4 protein-coding genes and 1 CRISPR repeat array are annotated in these 7,991 nt (G+C 47.7%); all 4 genes read left to right on the top strand.

The genetic code is table 11. The annotated features are described in order from the left end of the window. Positions 1-418: 418 nt before the first annotated feature. Genes ACMJ0U_RS07060 through ACMJ0U_RS07045 form a run of 4 tightly spaced genes read left to right on the top strand, consistent with a single transcriptional unit; the run spans position 419 to position 7,469 of the window. Positions 419-3,505 (top strand): SusC/RagA family TonB-linked outer membrane protein, encoded by a 3,087-nt coding sequence (locus ACMJ0U_RS07060; protein ID WP_417129164.1) that lies wholly within the window; start codon positions 419-421, stop codon positions 3,503-3,505. Between the two features lie 24 nt (positions 3,506-3,529). Beyond that, the gene (locus ACMJ0U_RS07055; protein WP_417129162.1) at positions 3,530-5,140 is read left to right on the top strand and encodes a SusD/RagB family nutrient-binding outer membrane lipoprotein; all 1,611 of its coding nucleotides are present in this window, start codon (positions 3,530-3,532) and stop codon (positions 5,138-5,140) included. Between the two features lie 36 nt (positions 5,141-5,176). Next, a complete protein-coding gene (locus ACMJ0U_RS07050; protein ID WP_417129161.1) occupies positions 5,177-6,280 on the top strand; it encodes an endo-beta-N-acetylglucosaminidase family protein in 1,104 nt (367 codons plus the stop codon). A 10-nt stretch (positions 6,281-6,290) separates the two neighbouring features. After that, positions 6,291-7,469, top strand: a complete 1,179-nt coding sequence (locus ACMJ0U_RS07045) for a BT_3987 domain-containing protein (protein ID WP_417129159.1) — start codon at positions 6,291-6,293, stop codon at positions 7,467-7,469. 90 nt (positions 7,470-7,559) lie between these two features. Then, positions 7,560-7,991: direct repeats of the CRISPR family, unit length 47 nt; unit sequence GTTGTGATTTGCTTTCATTTTAGTATCTTTGAACCATTGGAAACAAC.

Raw genomic sequence — 7,991 nt, 5'->3', positions numbered from 1 at the left:
TGAATAAGAAAAAAAATTATTTTTCCGACTAAATCTTTTGTAGTTAATAAAAAATGCATATATTTGCACCAGATAAAACTACTGACCTTGTTTTTACTGACAAAAATTACACGAACTTAAGTTAAACTGTTGAGAAAAATCACTTCATAGGCCGATGTGTAGCCTGTATATTTAATTGTTCAAAAAGATAGAGAAAGAGTTCTTCTGAAATCAGAGAAGATAACCCGACAAACATAACAGATACAGCTGTAGACTGTTTTGGCAGTTGAAAGAAGTGTCTGTACGGGTTTTTTACGCCCATTTTTTAACAAAAACCAAGCTAGATTTTAACCGGTACCTGAGGGAGGGGATACTTTCCTCAGGTGCCACTAAACCGCGATAACTAAACTTAATTGTCCAACAAAATCTTAAATCATCTATGAAAATAGAAAGAGCTACTCAGCTGCTATTTCTTTTGCTGATAAGTCAGGGAGGAAATGCGGCCTATGCCAGCCTTCCGCGAGGAGCCAGTGTGTCTCCCGTACAGGTGTCGGCGCAAGCAAACAAAATCACAGTGAGTGGAACAGTCGTTGATGTCAACGGAGAACCTCTGGTAGGGGTGAGCGTGCTGGAAAAAGGAACCGGCAACGGTACGATTACCGACATGGACGGAAACTTCACCTTGTCAGTAGGCGGGGGAGCCACACTCGAAATCTCTTACGTAGGATATAAAAACCTGACAGTTCCAGCTAAGGAAACACTGGGCGTTCTGGTCATGAAGGAAGACACGGAACAGCTGGATGAAGTAGTGGTAACGGCACTGGGTATCAAGCGTTCTCAGAAGGCTTTGAGTTATAACGTGCAGGAAGTGAAGAATGACGTGCTGACAAAGGTAAAGGATGCCAACTTCGTGAACAGCCTGAACGGAAAGGTGGCCGGTGTGAGCATCCAGCGCAGTGCTTCGGGTGTGGGTGGAGGTACCCGCGTCGTGATGCGTGGAAACAAGTCCATCAGCGGAGATAACAACGTGTTGTATGTGATAGACGGTGTGCCCATGGGAAACCAGGCCGACCGTTCGGGCGACGGTACAGGCTTTGGCTCGGGACGTACGTCGGGTGAAGGTATTGCCAGCTTCAACCCCGAAGATATTGAGAGTCTGTCAGTGCTGACCGGTCCTTCGGCTGCAGCCCTTTACGGAGCCAGTGCGGCCAACGGTGTCATTCTGATTACCACAAAGAAAGGGGCTGCCGGAAAAGTGAATGTCAACGTGTCGTCATCGGCTGAATTCTCGAATCCTTTCGTGCTGCCGCGCTTCCAGAACACATACGGAAACGTGAGCGGGGAGGCTGCTTCATGGGGAGAAAAACTGCCGGTACCTTCTTCGTATAATCCGGCCGACTTCTTCAATACCGGAACCACTTTCACCAACTCTTTTAACTTGTCTGTGGGAAATGACAAGAACCAGACGTATGTGTCCGGTTCGGCGGTAAATGCCAAGGGTATCGTGCCCAACAACAAATACCACCGCTACAACGCCATGGTGCGAAACACCACCAAGTTTTTCAATGATAAGCTGACCATGGACCTGTCTGCCAGCTACGTGCGTGAATACGCCAACAACATGCTGTCCTACGGTACCTATTTCAACCCGATTCTGGGAGCCTATCTGTATCCGCGCGGAGAGAATTTTGAGAAGGAAAAGTATTTCGAACGTTACGATGCTGAACTGGGCTACAATGTGCAGTCGTGGACACCGGGTGACTTCGGTATGGCGGTGCAGAACCCCTACTGGGTGGCTTACCGCAACATCCGTCCGGAGGTGAAAGACCGCTACATGCTGTATGCGTCATTGAAATATGAAATCACCGATTACCTGAATGTAACTGCCCGCGGCCGTCTGGATAATACCTACACGGAGAAGGAAGACAAGCGTTATGCCTCTACGCACGGTACGTTTGCCAAACCTTTGGGACGTTATATTTATTCCAATGAAACTTTCCGTCAGAAGTATGCCGACGTGATGGCCAACTTGTCCAAACCCTTTGCCGGTGATTTCTTTGCCAATGTCAACGTGGGTGCTTCTTATGAGGAATACGATACGAAGGGAAGAGGTTACGGCGGACAGTTGCTGCTTATCCCCAACAAGTTTGCCTACGACAACGTAGACCCTTCTACCGGAGTGCCTTCACAGACGGGAGGAGACAGCCGGAAGATAAACCTCGGTGTGTTCGGGTCGGCAGAAATCTCCTGGAAATCGGCCGTATACCTCACCTTGACAGGACGTGCCGACAAACCCTCACAGCTGGTCAACAGTAAGTCGCCATGGATATTCTATCCTTCAGTCGGACTTTCGGCCATTGTGACAGACTTGCTGCCCGAAACCATGCGTCAGTCCATTTCTCCGGTGCTGGGCTTCCTGAAGGTACGTGCTTCTTATACTGAAGTAGGTTCGCCGATTCCTTACACCGGACTGACTCCCGGCACGATTACGCACTCCATCGAAGGAGGGGTTATCAAGCCGTTCAAGTACTATCCGCTTCCGGAACTGAAGCCGGAAAGAACCCGTTCGTATGAAATCGGTATTGACTCCAAGTGGTTGAACAACACTGTTTCGTTGGGAGTGACTTTGTACAAGTCGAATACATACGACCAGTTGTTGCAGGCCAAACTGTCGGAGACCTCGGGATATGACTACATGTTCGTACAGGCCGGTAACGTGGAAAACCGAGGTATCGAGCTGACTTTGGGCTACGACCAGACATTCGGCAAATTCTCTTACAGTACCTCGCTGACGGCGACAGCCAACCGCAATAAGATTATTGAACTGGCTTCGAACGTGAAGAATCCGGTGACCGGAGAAACTCTTGACCTGAGCGACATCAAGGTGGGACGTTTCCGCCTGCGCGAAGGAGGAGAAATCGGTACCATCTATGCAGAAGAACGTCTGAAACGCGACCAGGACGGCTACATCGTGTACAACGAAGGACAGACTATTACCACGGAATCTACGGAGCCCTACAAGCTGGGCAGTGTCAATGCCAAGTGGAACCTGGGCTGGCGAAACGGCTTCTCTTACAAGGGCTTTAACCTGAATTTCCTTGTGACTGCCCGCTTAGGAGGTATCGTGATTTCCAAGACACAGGCTGTGCTCGACCAGTTCGGTGTGTCGCAGGCCTCGGCTGATGCACGCGATGCCGGACAGGTGATGGTGGGCAATGTGCCCGTTCAGCCTAAAGACTACTATGAGTCGGTGGTGAACCTGGATGCGTATAATGTGTATTCCGCTACCAACGTCCGCCTGCAGGAAGCCAGCCTGGGATATACCTTCCCCAACTCCTGGTTCAAGGGCACTTCATTCCACAATGTCAGCCTTTCCGTTTACGGCACGAACCTTTGGATGATTTACAATAAGGCACCTTTTGATCCGGAACTGACGGCTTCGACCGGTACGTTCGGACAGGGATATGACTATTTCATGCTGCCCAGCCAGCGGACTTATGGAGTGAGCCTTAAATTTGGATTCTAACAAATCAAGAAAAACCGAAACAATATGAAGATAAGAAAATATTTGATACCCGCATTATCTGCATTGGCACTGGCTTCTTGCAACTATGAGAAGATCAATACGAATATTTATGGGGTGACAGAAGAGGAAATGAAACAGGGAGGATTGCTGTACGGGGCTCCTTTCCTGGATATGCAGAAATTGGTGATTCCCATCGGTTCTCCGACGGAATCGACCGGACCGGGTAATGACCTGGCTAACACGGATATCATGTCGGCTGGAAACTACATCGGCTACTGGGGTATGAACAATAACTGGAACTTCAACACGGAATCGACCTGGAACTTCACGGACGGCCGTATGAGTTACGCCTACCAGAATTTCTATTCGAAGCTGTTCCGTGCATGGAACGATATTTACAAGTACACGAAAGATTCTGAAGACCCGGCCGACAAGGAAGTGCAGGCCGTAGCCAACATTGTCAAGGTGATGGGCTGGCTTCGTGCTACCGACGTGTTCGGCCCCATTGTGTACACCAATGCCGGCAACGGAGACATTGCTCCCAAGCTGGATTCGCAGGATAAAGTATACAAGGCTATGCTGGCAGATTTGAAAGAGGCTTCTCAGGTATTGGGAGGTACGGCTACGAGGGTGCTTCCCTCTTACGACGTGATTTATGGCGGTAATCCGCAGAACTGGACCCGTCTGGCCAATTCATTGATGTTGCGTATGGCGGTACGTGTCCACTTCAAGGACATGGAGCTGGCAAAGGAATATGTGACGTATGCCTTGGACCCTTCACATGGAGGAGTCATTGAAAACATGGCACAGGAGGCCAAGATTCAGAGTACCGACAAACTGCCGCTGATGAACTCCATGCTGCCTACGGTGGAAGACTATGGAGAATGTCGCATGGGAGCTACCATCTGGGCCTACATGCAGGGGTATAGTGATCCACGTCTGGCGGTCAACTTTACTACTGTCTCAGGTAGCAGTTATGTGGCTCTTCCTCCTACGAACAATAATCCGTTGAATGATCGGGCTAAAGCAGGAGCTTCCAAACCCAAGGTCAGTGCGGCCTCTCCGTTGTTCTGGTTACGTGCATCGGAAGTCTCTTTCCTGAAAGCGGAAGCGGCACTTTATCAGCTTACGACCGGCAATCCAAAGGATTTGTACGAAGAAGGAGTGACTAAGTCGTTCGAAGAAAATGGGGTGAGTGGCGTGGCCTCTTATTTGCAAAGTACAGAACTTCCTTTAGACATCAGAGCTTATTCTTTGCGTTTTAATTACCAGTACGCTTGTGTGCTTGCTTCGGGAAACGTTTCTCCGAAATGGAACGACCAGGACACGGAAGAGGTGAAGTTGCAGAAGATTATCACGCAGAAATATCTGGCACTTTATCCTAATGCCGTGGAAGCATGGACGGAATACCGCCGCACGGGCTATCCTTATTTGCTCAAGCCTGCTCATGAAAAGGCTTATGCAAGTATCGGTGCTCCGGAAGATGCCGTGACTCCCGAACGTTTCCGTTTTGCTCCGACAGAATACGGTACGAACCCCAACATGTCGGAAGTGCCTGCTCTGTTGGGTGGAGACGACCAGGGAGCGACCAAACTGTGGTGGGTACGCGACAACCGTCCTAAACAACCGAAATAATGATTAATCTGCTAAAATGTTTAAATACACCAAGAGATGAAAAGCATCATGAAATATATCGGGGCCTTGCTGGTAGTGGCAGGGTTCGTGGGTTGTTCCGATTGGAGCATACCCGAAAGAGAAGTATTCGAAAACCAGCAGGGGCTGGAAAAATATATTCCTTTGCTGGAAGCAGAAACGGAAGCCGACCTTACGCCGACCATGCGTGAATATTTTGCAAAACTCAGGGAATATCGCAAGACTCCTCATGTGAAAGGTTTCGGATGGTTCGGTAACTGGACCGGAAGAGGCAGCAATGCACAGAACTACTTGAAGATGTTGCCCGACAGTGTGGATTTTGTATCCTTGTGGGGAACTCGTGGTAATCTTTCTGAAGAACAGAAGAAAGACCTGAAGTTCTTCCAGGAAGTGAAAGGTGGAAAAGTCCTTTTGTGCTGGATTGTGCAAAGCCTGGGTGATCAGATGACTCCTCCGGGCTTGGATCCGCTGCAGTATTGGGTAGTAGAAAAAGGTAAAGGTGATTTTACAGAAGGTGTGAAAGCCTATGCGAACGCCATTTGCGACACTATCGAAAAATACAATCTGGATGGTTTCGATATTGACTATGAACCTAATTACGGTCATTCCGGTAACATGGCAAATTCTGCTCGGATTGAAGAGAAGTCTGGAAACACCCAGATGTTTGTATTCATCAAAACATTATCCGACCGTTTGCGTCCTGCTGGAAGAATGTTGGTGATGGACGGGCAGCCGGAGAAACTTTCTACGGAAGCTTCCAAGTATATTGATCACTATATCTACCAGGCTTATTGGGAAAGGTCTACGCGAAGTGTGATTAATAAGATTAGTCAGACTCATCTGGAAGACTGGGAGCGAAAGACCATCATCACTGTAGAGTTTGAGCAAGGCTGGCGAACCGGTGGAGTGTCAGACTATACGAGTGTACGCGAAGAAATCAATGCTTATTCGGAAGGCCGTCAGATTTTTGACTACGCCACACTCGACCTTCCTGGCGGGAAGCGTATCGGAGGAATCGGTACTTACCACATGGAATATGATTTTGCCAATGATCCTCCTTATAAGTGGCTGAAGGAAGCCTTGTATTTAGGAAATGTAGTTTATCCGGGTAAATTTGAATAAAATTTGAATTATGAAGAAAATATTGTATTTCGGAGTTTTAGCAGGCGGCCTGTTGGTTTGCTCCTGCCAGAATGAATTATATAAAGATGCGACCGGCGAATACCAGGCGTTACAGGGAGCTTATATCAAGGGTGGAGAATCGTCGCAGGTTTTTGTGGAAGAAGGACAGGAAGTTGACGTGAAGTCTATTACCGTGGCCTTGGTGCAGCAGGAACAGACCTCCAGAACAGTATCGGTGGAAGCCGGTAATGCATCGCAGCTGGAGGCATATAACAAGAAGCACGGTACTACCTACCTGATGCTTCCTCCTGAAATGTATGAAGTGAGTAAGGAAATCGTGTTTGATTCGAAGCAGACATCCCAGTTTTTGCCTGTGAAGCTGAAGAACGTGAAGTTTTCCTTGCAGGGGAGTTATGCGTTGCCTGTAAAGTTGAGTGGCGGTACAGTGCCAGTCATTTCCGGAGAAGGTGAATCGCTGATTGTGTTGGAACAGCGTATCAATACCAAATGTCTGCGTATGGATGGTTATGGAAGCGAAGATGGCAAAATGTTCCCGGACGATTTCAAAGTAGACCAGTGGACCATGGAAGTGATGGTGAATCGCAGTGCCTATAAATTTAATAACCGTTCTATCTGTGGAACAAAGTTGGTGTCCGGTTCTGGAGCCCTTGATGAGATTTATCCCCGTTTTGGTGATGTGACTATCCGTCCGAACCAGTTGCAGATAAAGACCGGTAACTCTCAGATTGATGTTCCTGCTGATGTGTTTACGGCTCAGCCCGACACCTGGTACATGCTTTCGTTTGTATACGACGGCAAGAAAAACTATGTGTATGTGAATGGTGAGCTGGTGGCCGACCGTGAAATCCGGACAGGTCCTTACGGACTGGTCGGTTTCTGGATTGGTGGTGCGAATGAACTGGTGCGTGAAGTACGTTTCTGGAAGACGGCCCGCACGCCTCAGCAGCTGAAGCAGTTCATGTGGAAGATGGTAGACGGAAGTGATGACAATCTGGTGTTGTATTATCCGTTGAACGGTAAGAAACGTGATAAAGACACAGGTGAAATTACAGAGGATGAAACCATGCTTTGGGACTGGAGCAACAATGCCAAGCATCTGAAGCTCCCTTCCGGAGCCAAGTTTGACGATAATGGCGGTAAGGGTTATGTATTCCCGCTCGTAGATTAATTTTAGTGTAATGAAAGAAAAGGCCGTCTCAACCTGAAGAAGGTGGGGACGGCCTTTTTATATTGTTTTTACAGGAGAATAATGTTTAATAGTAGAATTTGTTTTCATTTTAGTATCTTTGAACCATTGGAAACAACAGAGATTTTGTGATGACCATCCGGAAATTGGTTGTGATTTGCTTTCATTTTAGTATCTTTGAACCATTGGAAACAACGCCCTCTTGTGGATGAACGACCTCGTGTCCGTTGTGATTTGCTTTCATTTTAGTATCTTTGAACCATTGGAAACAACCGAACAAGAAGTACAATGCAGTACCATTCTGTTGTGATTTGCTTTCATTTTAGTATCTTTGAACCATTGGAAACAACTGCGCAGTCTTTCGCACGTGAAGAAGACACGTTGTGATTTGCTTTCATTTTAGTATCTTTGAACCATTGGAAACAACGGTGGATACGCTGGCGGCCGATGCTGAAACGTTGTGATTTGCTTTCATTTTAGTATCTTTGAACCATTGGAAACAAC

Origin of the sequence: Phocaeicola sp. (assembly GCF_048170425.1) — a bacterium.
GTDB lineage: Bacteria > Bacteroidota > Bacteroidia > Bacteroidales > Bacteroidaceae > Phocaeicola.
The sequence above is the reverse complement of the archived record's forward strand: the minus strand, read 5'-3'. Positions and strand labels throughout refer to the sequence as shown.